The 16410-nt window shown below is 44.4% G+C and carries 12 protein-coding genes; 6 read left to right on the forward strand and 6 right to left on the reverse strand.

Annotated features, from left to right (window positions below; genetic code table 11):
* Window positions 1-154: 154 nt before the first annotated feature.
* The 4 genes from OKW21_RS00090 (at window position 155) to OKW21_RS00105 (ending at window position 6847) form a co-directional block, all read left to right on the forward strand.
* Entirely contained in the window at window positions 155-922 is a 768-nt protein-coding gene (locus OKW21_RS00090; protein WP_277476291.1) for an LOG family protein, read from the forward strand.
* A gap of 7 nt (window positions 923-929) precedes the next feature.
* The gene (locus OKW21_RS00095) at window positions 930-1937 is read left to right on the forward strand and encodes a lytic transglycosylase domain-containing protein (protein WP_277476292.1); all 1008 of its coding nucleotides are present in this window, start codon (window positions 930-932) and stop codon (window positions 1935-1937) included.
* Between the two features lie 475 nt (window positions 1938-2412).
* The gene (gene uvrA / locus OKW21_RS00100; RefSeq protein WP_277476293.1) at window positions 2413-5286 is read left to right on the forward strand and encodes an excinuclease ABC subunit UvrA; all 2874 of its coding nucleotides are present in this window, start codon (window positions 2413-2415) and stop codon (window positions 5284-5286) included.
* 169 nt (window positions 5287-5455) lie between these two features.
* Window positions 5456-6847 (forward strand): NAD(P)/FAD-dependent oxidoreductase, encoded by a 1392-nt coding sequence (locus OKW21_RS00105; protein WP_277476294.1) that lies wholly within the window; start codon window positions 5456-5458, stop codon window positions 6845-6847.
* Between the two features lie 110 nt (window positions 6848-6957).
* Here the strand turns inward: OKW21_RS00105 and OKW21_RS00110 are convergent, their stop codons facing one another.
* Both OKW21_RS00110 and hemW read right to left on the reverse strand, forming a co-directional pair.
* Window positions 6958-7515: an outer membrane beta-barrel protein gene (locus OKW21_RS00110; protein WP_277476295.1), complete on the reverse strand. Its 558-nt coding sequence runs from the start codon at window positions 7513-7515 to the stop codon at window positions 6958-6960.
* Between the two features lie 152 nt (window positions 7516-7667).
* Window positions 7668-8798 (reverse strand): radical SAM family heme chaperone HemW, encoded by a 1131-nt coding sequence (hemW, locus tag OKW21_RS00115; protein WP_277476296.1) that lies wholly within the window; start codon window positions 8796-8798, stop codon window positions 7668-7670.
* A 147-nt stretch (window positions 8799-8945) separates the two neighbouring features.
* Here hemW and OKW21_RS00120 point away from each other — a divergent pair, with 147 nt between their 5' ends.
* Window positions 8946-10397: a pyridoxal phosphate-dependent decarboxylase family protein gene (locus OKW21_RS00120; protein ID WP_277476297.1), complete on the forward strand. Its 1452-nt coding sequence runs from the start codon at window positions 8946-8948 to the stop codon at window positions 10395-10397.
* On the forward strand, window positions 10370-10951 hold the full coding sequence (gene pnuC / locus OKW21_RS00125) for a nicotinamide riboside transporter PnuC (RefSeq protein WP_277476298.1): 582 nt from the start codon (window positions 10370-10372) through the stop codon (window positions 10949-10951). Before OKW21_RS00120 ends, pnuC begins: the two co-directional genes overlap by 28 nt.
* A gap of 99 nt (window positions 10952-11050) precedes the next feature.
* On the opposite strand, the gene OKW21_RS00130 is transcribed toward pnuC, so the two are convergent.
* The 4 genes from OKW21_RS00130 to OKW21_RS00145 all read right to left on the reverse strand — a co-directional run bounded on the left by OKW21_RS00130 (window position 11051) and on the right by OKW21_RS00145 (window position 16358).
* Window positions 11051-11896, reverse strand: coding sequence for a hypothetical protein (locus tag OKW21_RS00130; protein WP_277476299.1), 846 nt, complete (start codon window positions 11894-11896; stop codon window positions 11051-11053).
* Window positions 11897-11993: 97 nt separating this feature from the next.
* Window positions 11994-12395: a hypothetical protein gene (locus OKW21_RS00135; RefSeq protein WP_277476300.1), complete on the reverse strand. Its 402-nt coding sequence runs from the start codon at window positions 12393-12395 to the stop codon at window positions 11994-11996.
* 8 nt (window positions 12396-12403) lie between these two features.
* Window positions 12404-12793: a T9SS type A sorting domain-containing protein gene (locus tag OKW21_RS00140; RefSeq protein ID WP_277476301.1), complete on the reverse strand. Its 390-nt coding sequence runs from the start codon at window positions 12791-12793 to the stop codon at window positions 12404-12406.
* Window positions 12783-16358, reverse strand: coding sequence for an ELWxxDGT repeat protein (locus OKW21_RS00145; RefSeq protein WP_277476302.1), 3576 nt, complete (start codon window positions 16356-16358; stop codon window positions 12783-12785). Before OKW21_RS00145 ends, OKW21_RS00140 begins: the two co-directional genes overlap by 11 nt.
* Window positions 16359-16410: the final 52 nt, after the last annotated feature.

Here is a 16410-nt window from a genome sequence, read left to right on the forward strand (position 1 = left end):
TTGTACGCACCGGGAATGTTAAGAGAGGTATTTCCGTTACATATAATGCATTTGACAAAAATATTTGTAGCGGCTATTGAAGTCATTGTTACCCTACAAGTGTCTGTTTTATACAGCTGATATATACATTAACCATCAATTTAAGAAGAATATAATGAAAAGTGAGACTGATACGAATACCAACGGATCGCCTAAGAAGTTACCTGAGCATATACCTAGTCCGGGAGAACGCATCAAGAAAGCATTTAAAGAACGCGACTGGAACGAGATCAAAATTAATGACTCCTGGGCAGTATTCAAGATCATGTCGGAGTTTGTGGAAGGTTTTGAAAGTCTGGCTAAGATAGGTCCCTGCGTGACCATATTTGGCTCGGCGCGTACACAAAATGATCATCCATACTACAAAACTGCAGAAGAAATAGCTGCCAAACTGGTAAGGCATGGCTACGGTGTGATCACCGGTGGAGGACCGGGCATTATGGAAGCCGGGAATAAAGGAGCAAGAAGGGAAGAAGGTAAATCGGTAGGTATCAATATTATTTTACCCTTTGAGCAGTCCAGTAATATTTATATTGATCCGGATAAACTGATCACTTTTGACTATTTTTTTGTTAGAAAAGTGATGTTCGTCAAATATTCTCAGGGATTTATCGTCATGCCCGGAGGATTTGGTACTTTAGATGAGCTTTTTGAAGCCTTGACGCTGATACAAACTAAAAAAATCGGTAGATTCCCGATTGTATTGGTCGGTACAGACTACTGGAAGGGACTTCTGCACTGGATAGAAGAGATGGTACTTAAGCAAGAGCAAAACATCAGCAGTGTAGATATGGATTTGATTAATCTCGTAGATACCCCTGAAGAAGCAGTAGAAGTGATCGATAATTTTTATTCAAAATATACTTTATCACCAAACTTCTAACATAATTTTGAAGACATTAAGAACGCAGGTCAGAGTACAGTTTATCATTATTTTACTCCTGGTTTTTTACCTGGGATGGAGGGAGCTTACGGATGAGAATCAAAGCTCAGGAGTAAAAGAGGCATCTCTGCGTGGAGAACAGACAAGCACTGATGGGAGGGAGATGGCAGGTACCAATAAACTTCCGAATTACCAGGCGTTTATTGTGCCTACGCCCGATGAAGTTACTTTTGCCGGCGAAAAAATCCCGCTACAGGAGCCTGATCTGCGGGAGCGTTTTGACCGTGAAATCCACGTCAATGCCAACTGGCATTCCAATACCATTCTGATGATCAAGCGTTCGCACCGCTGGATGTCGCGGATTTCGGAAGTGTTGAAAAAGAACGATATCCCCGATGATTTCAAATATATCGTAGCGATTGAAAGTAACTTTGAGGAGAATGCGATGTCGCACCGCAATGCGGTAGGTTTCTGGCAACTGCTGGAAGGTACTGCCGAGCAGTACGGACTGGAAGTCAATGGTGAGGTAGATGAAAGACGTGACCCTATCAAGGCGACTGAGGCAGCCTGTAAATACCTTCACGATGCTTATGATAAGTTTGGTGACTGGACCAGTGTGGCAGCCTCCTATAATGTAGGCATGCGGGGATTGGAGCGTAGATTAGATGAACAAAAAGTTGACTCTTATTTTGATGTGTTGCTCAATGATGAAACCTCCCGCTACTTTTTCAGAGTACTGGCCGCCAAGGCCATTCTGGAAGACCCTGGGCTATATGGCTTCAATATTCCGGAGGCAGCCCGTTATAAGCAGCCTGCTTTTGATACAGTGAAAGTAGAAGAAACTATTCCTGATCTGGTAGAATTTGCGCATGAGCATGGGGTGACTTACAAAACACTCAAGCGTTACAATCCCTGGTTGCGGGATGATGAGCTGACGGTGAAGAAGAATACTTATGAAATTCTGATCTCCAAAGACCCGGTAGAGCAGCATATAGTGCAAAAGCTGGCTGACTAAGCCATTCTTGTAGAATGTGAATTTTCAATAATGAGCCGTTAATGTTAAGCATGGACGGCTTTTCTTTTCTGCGAATGTCAGGAATAAGTTAGTTCTGATAGTAACAAACCTCACTTACAACTAAACAAAAGCTTGATTTTTTGCGTAAATTCTCAACTAGAAAAGCAACTCCCAAAATTGTCAGGGAACTGCAGTTGAATTTAAGTATTCCCTTACGACAAAGCTCATAGAAGAAATCTTGTGAGCACTAAGAATTCGTTATTTTTCGGTTAAGCTGATTTAACATGCTGGCTTCTAGTTTCTTAAAATTAAGCTGGCGTGGCAAAAATGTGTTTTTATTTCTACGGAGCTGGAAATGAGAAACATTGCTTTGAATAGAAGCATGTACAATACTCATAATAAAAAATAATAACTTAGCACCTTTTGTACCTTCCATTAGTTAGGGTATAGACCGAAATTGTAATGTAATCTTTGTATGGAGCAAACAGAAGCACAAACTATACAATCACGCACTGCTGAGCATGATATTTCTACTTCTTATGACCAGGAAGCCATAGAAATTTTTGGTGCCAGAGAGCATAATCTGAAGAATATAGATGTATGGCTGCCCCGAAATAAGCTAATCGTAGTTACAGGCATTAGTGGTAGTGGTAAATCTTCTCTGGCTTTTGATACCATTTATGCGGAAGGGCAGCGCCGTTATATGGAAAGCTTTTCGGCTTATGCTCGCTCTTTCATAGGCAACCTGGAACGCCCCGATGTAGACAAAATCAACGGGTTGAGTCCGGTGATTTCTATTGAACAAAAAACTACTTCCAAGAACCCGCGCTCTACTGTGGGTACGGTCACAGAGATTTATGACTTTATGCGTCTGCTCTTTGCCCGTGCCGGGGAAGCTTACTCCTACCTAACCGGTAAGAAAATGAAGCAGCAGTCGGAAGACCAGATCATAGATTATATCCTGGAGAGTTTTGACCAGCAGAAACTCATTATTCTGGCCCCGGTAGTAAAAGGGCGTAAAGGACATTACCGAGAGCTGTTTCAGCAGATTCGTAAGATGGGTTTTGCCAAAGTACGGGTAAATGGCGAGGTGATGGATCTGGTACCTAAAATGCAGGTGGATCGCTACAAGACCCACGATATAGAGATCGTCATAGACCGGGTAGTGGTAGAGTCAGAAGATCGTTACCGTATTGCTGAATCTATCAAGACCGCGCTCAGCCACGGAAAAGGCATCATGATGATATCGGACACGGAAGGTAATGTAAGCCATTTCTCCAAATTCCTGATGGACCCTGAGACCGGACTTTCCTATGATGAGCCAGCGCCCAATACTTTTTCTTTTAATTCTCCCTACGGCATGTGCCCCTCTTGTCACGGGCTAGGTAAGATAGATAAATTTGCCCTGGATGCTATCATTCCTGACAACAGCCTGAGCATCAGCCGGGGAGGTATCGCTCCCCTTGGAGAATACCGTGACATCTGGATATTCAAAAAGCTGGAAGCTGTGCTGAAAAAGCATAAGGTGAAACTGAGTACTCCCATCAAAGACATTCCTGAGGATGTGATGAAGGTAGTGATGCATGGTGACAAAGAAACAGTAGCAGTAAAATCTATCAAATATCCCGGTTCCAATTACAATGTGAAATTTGAAGGAGTAATTGGTTATCTGGAAAAACAACAGGAGACTGGTACCGACAAAACACAGAAGTGGGTAAAGCAGTTTGTAAGCAGTAATACCTGTCCTGAGTGCGAAGGTGCCCGCCTGAAAAAAGAATCTCTCCACTTTAAAATGGATGATAAAAATATCGCTGAGCTGGCGATGATGAATATTGATGACCTGAGCCAGTGGTTCGTAGGTTTGGAAGACAGGCTCAGCGACAGGCAGCGACTCATTGCTACCGAGATTCTGAAAGAAATACGCAAGCGCATTGGCTTCCTGGTAGATGTAGGGCTTACTTATTTAAGTCTAAACCGCCCACTCAAGACACTTTCCGGAGGTGAAGCGCAGCGGATTCGCCTGGCTACGCAGATCGGTACGCAACTGGTAGGGGTGCTCTATATCCTGGACGAGCCCAGTATCGGCTTACATCAGCGGGATAATGTAAAACTCATCAAAGCGCTACAGGATTTACGTGACCTGGGTAATACTGTGATCGTGGTAGAGCACGATAAAGATATGATGCTTTACTCAGACTATATTCTGGACATAGGACCGGGTGCAGGAAGACACGGAGGGAAGGTAATCGCTTCCGGTAGTCCTAAAGACTTTGTCAAAAACGGAGGCATTACCGCTGACTATCTGAATAATGTGCGTCAGATCAAAGTGCCTGAAAAAAGAAGGGAAGGCAGTGGAAAAGAATTAAAGCTGAGTGGGGCAAGCGGTAATAACCTGAAAGATGTAACCCTTACTTTACCACTAGGCAAGATGGTTTGTGTGACCGGAGTATCAGGAAGTGGGAAGTCTACCCTTATTCATAACACGCTGTTTCCGCTGCTGAGCCAGCACTTCTATCGTTCTCATACAGAACCTTACCCCTATAAAGGTTTCAAGGGTATCAAGAATATTGACAAAGTCATTGAAGTAGATCAGTCGCCTATCGGGCGTACGCCGCGTTCTAATCCAGCTACTTATACCGGCGTATTTTCAGACATCCGTTCATTGTTCTCTCAGTTACCGGAAGCTAAAATTCGGGGTTATAAGCCTGGACGCTTTTCTTTCAATGTCAAAGGCGGAAGGTGCGAAACCTGTGAAGGAGCAGGTATGCAACTCATAGAAATGGATTTTCTTCCTGACGTACATGTGCCCTGTCCAAGCTGCAAAGGGAAACGATATAATCGTGAAACGCTGGAAATTCGCTTCAAAGGAAAGTCTATCGCTGATGTGCTGGACATGACCGTAGAACAGGCAGTAGAGTTTTTTGAAAATCAGCCGCGTATCCTGCGAAGGATACAGACTTTGGATGATGTAGGGCTGGGCTATATCAGCCTGGGACAGCATGCTACTACGCTTTCCGGAGGGGAGGCACAACGTGTGAAACTCTCTACCGAGCTTTCTAAAAAAGATACAGGCAAAACGCTTTATATACTGGACGAGCCTACTACCGGCTTACATTTTCAGGATATTCAGCATCTTTTGGATGTACTCAACAAACTGGTGGATAAAGGAAACACCGTACTGATCATAGAACATAATATGGATGTGGTTAAGGTAGCAGATTATATCATTGACCTTGGCCCTGAAGGTGGAAGAGAGGGAGGGGAGATCATTTGCGAAGGTACCCCTGAAGAAGTAGCAAAGTGTAAAAAAGGATATACTGCGCAGTTTTTAAAGCAGGAGCTTTCCTAGAAAAACATAGCGTACTCACAATATAGAAAAAACCCATGAAGCTATTCATGGGTTTTTTTGTATAAATATGCACTTGTAAGCCACTTACATAAACACATGACAGCCGCATACGTTGAATTAATGTGTATTACAAATTTTTATTTTTTGAACTTAACAAACCTCAATACATATGGCGGTAATAGAAACTCCTTCAGAATATGCTTATGAAAGCAGACACCTGGCAACTCAACTCCCCGATATTGGCAAGCCCCGGGTGGTAATTATTGGCGGAGGCTTTGCGGGCATACAAATTATCAAAAATCTGCGCATGAAAGATGTACAGGTGGTAATGCTGGATCGCCATAATTATCATACTTTTCAGCCACTTTTATATCAGGTAGCCACTGCCGGACTGGAGCCTGACTCTATCGCAGGACCATTGCGTAAGGTGTTTGACGAAGAAAAAAACTTCTTCTTCCGTATGGCTACCGTAGAGTCTGTTAGCCCGGAAGAGAGTATGGTGAATACTAATATCGGACGTATACATTACGATTATCTGGTGATTGCTACCGGAACAAAGACTAACTATTTTGGTAACAAATCTATTGAAGAGTTAGCTTTTCCTCTTAAGCAGGTGCCGCAGGCGCTTAACCTGAGAAGTCACTTTCTGCAAAATTTTGAGCGTGCTGTAACCTCAGATAATGAAGACGAAATTGACCGGCTTACTAATTTTGTGATTGTCGGCGGAGGGCCTACCGGCGTAGAGTTGGCAGGAGCATTGGGTGAGCTCAAAACGCAGGTGCTTCCCCGGGATTATCCTGAACTGGATTTTAACGCGAAAATGAATATTTATTTGGTAGAAGGTTTAGGCCGCCTATTACCGGCTATGTCAGAGAAAGCTGGAGAAAAAGCGCAAAATGATCTTGAAAATCGCTTCAAAGTAAACGTCAAACTTAATACGATGGTAGAGGATTTTGACGGTTATCAGGTCAAGCTCAATAATGGTAATACGATTAATACTGAAACATTAATCTGGGCTGCCGGTGTGATGGGCGTTACGCTTCCGGGGCTGGACAAGGCTACTGTAGAGAAAAGTCGTTACATCGTCAATCAATTCAATCTGGTACAGGGCTATGATAATATCTATGCTGTTGGTGATGTGGCAAAGATGTCTACTGAAGATTATCCTGATGGACACCCCCAACTGGCACCGGTAGCACTACAGCAGGGTGAAAACCTGGGAAAAAATATAAGTAAGCAACTTAAGGGTAAGGACATAAAACCTTTCCACTACTTGGATAAAGGTACTATGGCTACGATTGGACGTAACCGGGCCGTAGCTGATCTGCCCGGCGGGCTTAAGTTTGGTGGTTTTGTTGCCTGGATCATCTGGATGTTTGTGCACCTGATGTATCTGGTAAGTTTTCGTCAGAAACTCATTACGCTGGGTAACTGGGTATGGAATTACTTTACCTATGACAAAGGCACACGCCTGATCATTCGTCCATTTGATTACCGCTCCGTAATTACCAGAAAGAAAGAGCAGTTGAAGAAGGAAAGTGAGGCAAAGGAAACCGCATAGGCAGTAGCTACTTTGTATAAATTTTAGAAAATAAAAAGCCGGTTGATTCCGGCTTTTTGCAAAAAAAAGACCAGGCAAGTGCCCGGTCTTTAATCTATATACATAGACTACTAAAATTTAAATGAGATCCCGAGGTTAACGGGTACGAATTTGATGTTTTGATTGATATTAAAATCAGCTATCGGAATAGTCTCGTTCACATACATAATATGGTATTGCGCATTGGCGAAGAAGTCTATCCGCTCACTAACTGGATATAGTACGCCCAGTGAAGGTGCCAATCCCCAATATTCACGAGTGATGTTAAATCCTGCAGCACCTACTTTGAAGTTGTACAATCCCCCTTCCAGCCCGATATAGGGACGGAGTTTAGCACCGGGCAGTACGTACTTTACAGAAGCAGTAATCGGACTGATGCTGAAGTCAATCATGTTAAAACTAAAACCCGCAATTTCATCATTAAAGCGATGCTGGCTAAAGGATGCTCCTACCCTTAAATTATCATTGATCGCATAATCCAGATCTAAGCCGTAGCCGAATCCATTTCCGGCTACATTGTCTATGAGGCCCTGAGGCATGGATAAGCCTAGGCGGGGAGTGATAGAAACCTGGGCTTGCGCCGTAGCGAAAAGGCCTATTAAGCATATGGTGAATATTATCTTTTTCATAGCGTTGATGTTACTTTGTGTAATCTTTTATAAACTTACATGGGCAACATCTATGCTAAAATCTAATTGGAAAAAGAAAAAGTGCATGATTTTTGCTATGCAAAATCATCAAATATCTGATTTTCAGTGGATTATATCACAAAAAATATTTTTCACCTGACTATAAAGAGGTCCGAAGCGATTCGGTCAGCTAATAATTTACCTGAATCTGTCAAAATTAAGTACTGATCTTGCATGAGAATTTTTCCATCTGCCAACAGTTGGTCCAGGTAAATTTTGTTCTCCTGGTATAGGTCATATTTATACTCTTCCTTGATTTTCCGCAGGTCACAACCCCATTTGGTACGCAGTCCGGTCATGATATACTCATTGATCTGATCATGTAGCGCAAGTATGTCCTGTTCAGCAGGAATTTTCTCTTCTGTTAAAGCTTTCAGATAAAGGTTGTTATTAGAGATATTAAACTGTCGATGCTGACCATTATAAGAATGTGCTCCCGGACCAACTCCCAGATAAGGTTCTTTTCGCCAGTAATTGCTGTTGTGCCGGGAGTAAAAGTCCGGCAGGCAAAAATTAGAAATTTCATACTGCTCATAGCCATTTGTTTTGAGCGTAGAGAGCAGCATTTCAAACTGCTCGGCAGCGTAATTATCTTCTACTTCCTTCAGTTTTCCTTTTCTCAGCCAGTTCCCAAAAACAGTTTTTTCCTCAATGGTAAGGCAGTAGGAAGAGATATGCTGAACTTGTAGCGCTATTGCCTTGGCTAAATCGCTTTCCCAGATAGCGTGGTCTTTTGCAGGTATAGCGTAGATGAGATCAATACTGATGTTATCGAAGCCAACATCCTGGGCGAATTGTACACAATTGCTTGCTTCATTAGCATTATGGGCACGGTTCAGAAACTTCAAATGAGGCTCATGAAAGGATTGAATACCAATGCTCAGTCTATTGATACCTGCTGTTTTGAGGATTTTCAGCTTATCAGCATTCAGATCATCAGGGTTAGCTTCCAGAGTGATTTCTGCTTTATCAGTAATGGGAAAGAGCTGATCCAGACTTTTTAGCAACTGGCTCAATTCTGAAGCAGACAATAGAGAAGGAGTACCTCCGCCAAAATAGATAGTATTTACCAATTCACCACCTAAATAATCTTTCTGTAGTTGTAACTCACGTATAATTGCCTGTACCATTTCAGTTTTACGACTGGTATTGGTACTAAAGTGAAAGTCACAGTAGTGACATGCCTGCTTGCAAAATGGTATATGTATGTAAATTCCTGCCAAAGCTTAAGGTGTTATGGTGTGAAAGTGTTAAAGTATTATGGAAAAGGGCTTGTGCCACGAATATCAACTATAACACCAAGAACAATAACACATGAAATTAATCACTAATTTTGCTGCATCTTACAAATTTTTTTTACTACCAAAGCCATGAGCGATTTGTTACATAAAGCTTTTGATCCCGAAAATTTCCGTCAGTCCGGACATCAGTTGATTGATATGCTGGCAGATTACCTTCGGGAAACCCAATCGGATACGAACCTCAAAGCTATACCCTGGAAGACTCCTGACGAACAGTTGAAAGCCTGGAAGGAGGACGAAGCACAAGGAAAAGGTGATGTGATGGCGCTTTTTAAGCGAGTCATGGAAGATTCTATTCATATCCATCACAAAAAATACATGGGCCATCAGGTCGTCCCCCCTGCCCCGGTGACAGCCCTGGCAAGCCTGCTAAGCAGCTTGTTAAACAATGGAAGTGCAGTCTATGAGATGGGAGCTGTTGCCAATGCGATTGAAAGGGTAGTCGTACAGCGTATTTGCCGTGAAATAGATTGGCAGGATGAAGCAGGTGGCTTTCTCACTTCGGGAGGTACCCTGGCTAACCTTACCGCCCTGCTGGCTGCTCGCCGTGCCAAATCTTCGGAAGATGTGTGGCTTAAAGGCTCTGGTAAGAAATTAGCTCTGATGGTATCAGAAGAAGCGCATTATTGTGTGGACCGTGCAGCTCGGGTCATGGGTTGGGGCGATGAAGGTATTATTAAAATCCCTGCGGATAAACGGCTGCGCATGCATACCGAATCGTTGGAAGATTATCTGCAACAGGCTAAAGCTCAAGGTATAGAAGTGGTCGCGGTGGTAGGTAGTGCCTGCACCACCTCATCCGGTACTTATGATGATCTGGAAGCCATTGCTAATTTTTGTCAGCAGCATAAGCTGTGGTTTCATGTAGATGGAGCACATGGCGGAACGGCGGTTTTTTCTCCTAAATACCGTCACCTGGTCAAAGGAATGGAGCAGGCTGATTCAGTAGTCATTGATCTTCATAAAATGATGCTCACACCGGCACTGACTACCGCTCTGCTTTTTAAGAATGAGGCGGATTCTTACCGTACTTTTGCCCAGCAGGCGCAATATCTGTGGAGCGATCAGGAAGAGCATGAGTGGTACAATATGGGAAAGCGCACCATGGAATGTACCAAATTGATGATGGGTGTAAAGGCTTATGCTTTGCTCAAAAGTTACGGAACAGAAATCATTAGTGAGTATGTAACTCGTCAGTATGATTTGGGAAAAACCTTTGCCAGTATGATTGAAAAACGGCAAGGCTGGGAACTGGCGATGCCTCCTGCTACCAATATTGTATGTTTCCGTTATCGTCCTGAGAAACAGGATGAGACAGAAGCTGAACAACTTAATGCATATATCCGGCAACAACTTTTAGAAGAGGGTGAATTTTATATCGTGCAGACGCGCTTAAAAAATAAATTATATCTTCGCACCACTTTAATGAATCCCTTTACTACCGAAAAAGAACTCAATGCGCTGCTGGAGCGCATAGAAGAAGTGGCAGCTACATGGAAATCAACTACATTGAATTATTAGCTTTATTTTTTGGTGTCTTATCCGTATGGTTCAATACCAGAGAGCTCGTCTGGGGCTGGCCCATGGGTATTGTGGGCACCGTACTGAGTGGCATCCTTTTCTTAGAAGCCCGTTTGTACTCTGACCTGATTCTGCATATATTTTATGTGATTCTGGGATTTTACGGCTGGTATGAATGGCTGTATGGAGGACGGAATAAACAGGAACTAAAGGTAGGTACATTAGGCAAAAGTCGCTTGCTCTTTCTTATGATTTTGGGTGGGTTAGCTTGGGCTGGATTCGGATACTTTTTTGATAACTATACGGATGCCGACCTGGCTTACTGGGATGCTTTTACTACTTCTTTCAGCTTCGTAGGTACCTATATGCTGGCCCGGAAAAGAATAGAAAACTGGATACTCTGGATCATAGTAGATGCTGTGGCGGCAGGTATTTACATGTATAAAGAGCTTTTTCTCCTGTCGCTCTTATATTTTTTATACCTGGGCTTGGCTACCTATGGTTTTATCAACTGGAGGAAGTCTTTATTAGAGGAAAAAAAAGCAGCTTACTAAGCCGGTAGGAAATTCTGATAATAAGCTGCATATGGATGGAGCAGGGTTTACTGGCTTATAGGAGCGACTGCTGGAATCATACTTCAGCTTTGAGCGAAATCAAAAACAGTTAGGTGCGTAGTCGGGGCCATCGGAAGCGTAAGTAACAAAATAGCGTTCGCCGTTGAGCAGTGTCTTGTTATCCTGATAAGCCAAAGTATACTCATAGACTTCGCCACTGTTAAATAATAGCCTGAGCATAGCTTCTCCCTGTTGATTCCCTACAACCTCCCATCGGCCGTCTCCGGCGCTGCTGCCCCCGGAGCTACCAAACGCTCCTCCTGTATCTACTGACATGCTACTACTACCACTGTACTTAAAGAAACCTTGTCCGCAGAGATGAATTTCTTTTTGTATCTGATAGCCACCGCTTCCACCTCCGCTGCTGTAGGATTCCATATAAGTAAGCCTGGCATTAGAAAATTTTTGCTTCCATTGTGCTGCCACGGGTGGTACCTGAGGTTTGCTGAATATCATGCTATTCGCCAGATCTATTGCCAGCTGCCGGTGAGTTACCGAATACTGTTCGGGTGTAGAGGCGGCGATAATCACCACTCCGCTTCCATGAGGGTTTAGTATCCCTAACAAATAGGCGGTAACAGCAGTATTTTGTAAAGTGCCTTTGAAAACACCACCCAGACTGCTGTTACTTATTGCTTCCATCTGGTCTTGAAGTTGCAGATGAGTACCACCAGCTTCTATGATTCCCTGCTGGCCCTGCACTCTGATTTCTTCCAATGACTTTGCCTCCATGGGACTTAAAAAGGCAAACCCTGGTTTGGACTGATGTCCTACAATAAAACCTCCTTCTGCTTCCTGGCCTACCCAGCCTTCTGGTATGGTGAATTGTATTCCAAGATGTTCATAGTTTACTACCCCTGTAGTCTGAGCATTTACATGATTCATAGCTGAAAAAAAGATGAATAGTATGAAGAGGGAATAATAGGTTCTCACGGCTGGGGTATTTATTGTTAATCTAACAGCTTGGTAAACTTCATTTGCTTCAGAGTACGAGTTCGTACAAAACCAGGCTCAAGCCTGTTTTCTCACTCTGAATACTGAACTCTAATTGTAATGTGTTTTCATTGAGTTCAGGCATCCTTAATGATTGCTCCCGATCAGTATTACGATCCAGAATCAGCAGATTGGCACTGGAGGCAAACTCCCACCTTCCTACATGTTCATCCGGCATCAGAAAACGGTAGGTCTGGTCTGTGTTGAAAGTAAAACGGTAGCTACTGTAGTTCCTCGTTTCATCTAACTGACCGTCTATAGATACGGCCTGTACACGCCAGGTACGGGCAATCATTTCTGAGGGTGTAGTCTGTTCAACGGGAGCGTTTTCTTCTTCTTTACAGGCTACAAGTAGCAGGCATATAAAGAATGTAAAGACATATTTTTTCATAGTAATATCTATTGTTTAATTAGCTTCCTGAGGTTTACGCCTTTTTCGCTCATCAGCTGTACCATGTACAAGCCAGGAGATAACTGGCCTAATTTTATGTCTAAGCGTTGCGTATTAGGAGAGATTGCTTTTTTATACAGCAGTTGTCCGTTAGCTGAATAGATCAGTACTTCTACCGGCTCATCCAACTGGGAGTCTATAAATAATTGTGAGTAAGCAGGATTAGGGTAAGTACGTACTTGCCTCACCAGTCGTGGGTCTTGAATGCTGGTAATAGTAATTTCCACTTCTTCTGAAGTAGTTACACAACCTGTAGCATCAGTAACTTCTACGCTGTAGTTACCACTTTCAGAAACTTCAATACTTTGCGTGGTTTCAGAAAGTAACTCACCGTTCAAAAAACCAGCGATAATTACCTTCTAAGTCTACCTTAAGGGTAGCGCCATTTACCTGGATTACAGGTGTATCGGCAGTACAAATAAGCACTTCCACTTCCTCTGAGGTAGCCACGCAGCCCGTAGCATCAGTGACCTCAACGCTGTAGCTGCCACTTTCGGAAGCTTCAATACTTTGGGAAGTTTCGGAAAGTAACTCTCCATTTAGAAACCAGCGGTAGGTACCGGCCTCGCTCACTATAAGAGAAGTACCGTCTACCTGTACGTTTGGCACTTCAGCCGTACAAACGATCACTTCTACTTCCTCGGATCGGGCTATACAACCCGATGCATTGCTTATCTCCACCTGGTAGCTACCGCTTTCCTGTACAGTGATGGAACGAGTGGTGTCAGACAGAAGAATGCCCTCGTAGAACCACCGGTAGAAGCTACCTTCGGAGGCTGTCAGAGCGTTCCCTGACACTGTGATTTTGGGGGATAGGGTGGAGAAATCAATGGCAAAGGGTTCGGAAAGTACACTATCATTGAGTGCCCAGATATCTTTACCAGCCTTCACCAGCACTTTTACCTTATCGCCATCGCTAAAACCATTAGTCTTGAAAGTCTGGCTGTTTTGATCTGCTACAGCTTGGTCATTTACATACCACTGATAGGTCAGATTTGCACTCACATTGGTAGTAGAAACGGTAAAGGTGATGCTGTCTTCTGCCGAACAGACAGTACTGCTACTGGCGCTTACCTGAGTCTGCAAACGGAAAGGAGACAAGGCCCAGAGCTCACGTCCGTTGCTTTCATCAAGAGCGGTGAAAAAGAGCGTTTCATTGATAAAGCCTAATAAGCTGGGAGAACTATCATTTGGGCCGGTAAAAATATCCTGTACCAGTTGTGTGCCTTCAGGAGTACCATCGGTACGCCAAAGCTCTAATCCATGCTCTTCATCAGAGGCGGTAAAAAATAAAGTGCCATTCGCATTGATAAATCCACTATTGGCCTCAATATCTATGAGCAGTTGTGTTCCAGCTTCGGTGCCATCGCTGCGCCAGATTTTCCGGCCGGTACTATCGGTAGCGATAAACAGTAAAAGGTCGTTGTACACCGTTAAGCCTCTCGGGTTGCTGCTGCGAACGAAATTGTTGTTAGCCGGGTAGATATCCTTAACCATCACAGTTCCCTGCTCAGTGCCATCACTTTTCCAGAGCTCCGTGCCAAACTCACCGGTACTAGCACCGAAAAATAGCGTGCCCTGATAATTGACGAATTCAACGTTGGAAGGTATACCATCGTCATCCTCGTCTCCCGGAAAGATGTCTTTTACCAGTACCGTGCCATCGGTAGTACCGTTGGTCTTCCACAACTCCCGGCCCGAAGTGCCATCGTCAGCCGAGAAAAAGACCGTCCCGTCTATTTCCAGAAAGTGGCGGGGAATAGAGTTGCCAAGCGGGTTGATATCAGTTACCGGGACGGTACCCGTCTCGGTGCCATCGGTTTTCCACAGCTCGCTTCCTTGTAAGGAAGTACCAGCCCGGAAGTAAAGCGTATTGTTCAAGATAAAATAGTCATCCTCCTCGAGAATGTAGGCTCCATCTGCGTTGCCAGGGTTAATATCTTTGATCAATACCGTACTTTCGGCCGTACCGTCCGTTTTATACAGCTCCCAACCTAGTTCACTGGTTCGTCCGGCAAAAAACAGGCTGCCGTTTATCTGTGGTTGCTTTCGCTGAAATAGGATTGTCAGCCCGGCTGCTTCGGCGGAATCAAGTAATGGTTGGCTACCCTCATCGGTACCATCACTGGTCCAGATTGTCCGACTCGTGCCCGGTGCCGGGGCGGTGTAGAGGAGCTGATCATTAAATACTTGCAGACCAAAAGTAGCCTCACTTTCTTGCAGAAGGCTGGTATTTTCACTTGTTCCGTCGGTTTGCCAGACCCCTTCGTCGGTAACAAAGAAGGTCTGATTCTGAAAGCTGATCGGATTACTGTACAAACGGATATCTTCGGATTGTGAATTAATATCCTTCACCAAGGCCGTGCCTTCCGTAGTACCATCACTTTTCCATAGTTCGCGGCCATTTACCTCGTCAAAACCGGCAAACATCAGTCGTCCTCCCACAGCATGAAAATTCACATCTTCGTACGTACGAAAGCCGTCTTCCTCCCCGGGTTTAGAATCTACCAGCATGAAGGTGCCCTCCTCGGTACCGTCGCTGGTCCAGAGCTCCCGCCCGAACTCGTGGGTGCTAGCAATAAAGAACAGCCTATTAAGAGATGCTGCATTAACGGCAGTGAGATATTCTATATTCCTATTACTGGCGGTAGTGACTTTTTTCACCAGGGAAGTGCCCTCGGTAGTGCCGTCGGTTTTCCATAATTCCCTACCCCCTACTGTTTCCGCCCCTTCGAAGTACAGTGTATCGTTCATAATGGCAAACTCTCCTGCAATGGGTACATCGGATATTTGTTCAGTTCCCTCATCGGTGCCATCAACTTTCCACAGCCTGAAATTTCCCTGTAAAAACAGTTGATTTTGGTAAGGAATGAATGCCCGAGTATTGATATCGTTTCCGTTTTCATCCAGTACTATCTCAGCATTACCTTGCAGGCCATTAGTCTTCCAAAGTCTTCTAAACACTGATTCTCTTACTGTAAAGTACATAAAGTTACCTACTACCTCTAGCAAATTAATATCGCTTCCTGCTTCGCCCCCGGTGATGTCTGCAATCATGTAGGTGCTTTCAGCCGTGCCTAAGCTAATCCATAGCTCCCGGCCGTTTACCCCATCATCGGCGGTAAAAATGAGAGTGTTTTCAAAAGCTTTCATCTGATAGAAATTTGTGGAGCTGATCCCTTCACTAATGTCTTTTACCAATACCGTTCCCGCGGCGGTGCCGTCGGTTCTCCACAGTTCATTCCCATGTTCCCCATCATTGGCTACGAAGTAGATAAAATCCTGTGCGGCTGTCATATGGGAAGGCAAACTGCTGAACGGAAGACCGCTGCCGGTTACATTGGGGTTAATATCCTTGACCAGGGAGGTGCCCTGGGCGGTGCCATCGGTACGATAAAGCTCGGTGCCTTTATCCTTTGATCCGCTGAAGTACAATATGTCGTTAAAGTACACGTGCCGCCCGTTGCCAGTACTGATCCCGCTACCGCTTCCTTCGTTCAGGTCTACCACCATCTGGGTACTGGCGGCGGTTCCCTGGCTTTTCCATAGCTCATAGCCGTGCTCCCCGTCCGTGGCAGCAAAGTACACTGTGTTCCCTATTGCTTCCAGGAAGTTGATACTCGAGTCATCTTCTCCGGGCCGGATGTCTTTTACGAGCTGGGTCCCTACCTCAGTGCCGTCGCTGCGCCAAAGCTCCTCGCCATTTGTTCCGTCGTTGGCTACGAAGAACAGCCGGTCGGCACCATCAACGCCGGGGGATGGTTTCATCACGATCCCCTCAATTTCAGGGTCAAAATCGAAAGTGCTGGCGCCGCTGGTGGTGAAGTCGTTGAGCAGTACAGGTTCCTGGGCAAAAGAAGCAAAAGCGAATAGGGTCAGGGGGATGAGTGCCGCCAGTTTCATAGACAGTGGGTTTTAAGAATATGAGTGTAGTCCTAAAATTCACTGAATTATC

Origin of the sequence: Catalinimonas alkaloidigena (assembly GCF_029504655.1) — a bacterium.
GTDB lineage: Bacteria > Bacteroidota > Bacteroidia > Cytophagales > Cyclobacteriaceae > Catalinimonas > Catalinimonas alkaloidigena.